This window comes from Leifsonia sp. SIMBA_070 (assembly GCF_046534635.1).
Taxonomy (GTDB): domain Bacteria; phylum Actinomycetota; class Actinomycetes; order Actinomycetales; family Microbacteriaceae; genus Leifsonia.
In genome coordinates this window covers 1-652 of the sequence record NZ_JAWRYK010000013.1, presented here as the reverse complement: position 1 = coordinate 652, position 652 = coordinate 1, and the positions used below count along the sequence as shown (strand labels likewise).

Annotated in this window: 1 protein-coding gene; it reads left to right on the top strand. The window is 45.1% G+C overall.

Features of this window, described 5'->3' with window-relative positions:
• Positions 1-239: 239 nt before the first annotated feature.
• Positions 240-652: phosphotransferase (locus SB754_RS19160; RefSeq protein WP_410784004.1), on the top strand; the 413-nt coding region annotated here is incomplete at its 3' end.

The following is a 652-nucleotide window of genomic DNA, read 5'->3' as shown; positions in this document are numbered from 1 at the left end:
GCCAGTTACCTTCGGAAAAAGAGTTGGTAGCTCTTGATCCGGCAAACAAACCACCGCTGGTAGCGGTGGTTTTTTTGTTTGCAAGCAGCAGATTACGCGCAGAAAAAAAGGATCTCAAGAAGATCCTTTGATCTTTTCTACGGGGTCTGACGCTCAGTGGAACGAAAACTCACGTTAAGGGATTTTGGTCATGAACAATAAAACTGTCTGCTTACATAAACAGTAATACAAGGGGTGTTATGAGCCATATTCAACGGGAAACGTCTTGCTCTAGGCCGCGATTAAATTCCAACATGGATGCTGATTTATATGGGTATAAATGGGCTCGCGATAATGTCGGGCAATCAGGTGCGACAATCTATCGATTGTATGGGAAGCCCGATGCGCCAGAGTTGTTTCTGAAACATGGCAAAGGTAGCGTTGCCAATGATGTTACAGATGAGATGGTCAGACTAAACTGGCTGACGGAATTTATGCCTCTTCCGACCATCAAGCATTTTATCCGTACTCCTGATGATGCATGGTTACTCACCACTGCGATCCCCGGGAAAACAGCATTCCAGGTATTAGAAGAATATCCTGATTCAGGTGAAAATATTGTTGATGCGCTGGCAGTGTTCCTGCGCCGGTTGCATTCGATTCCTGTTTGTAA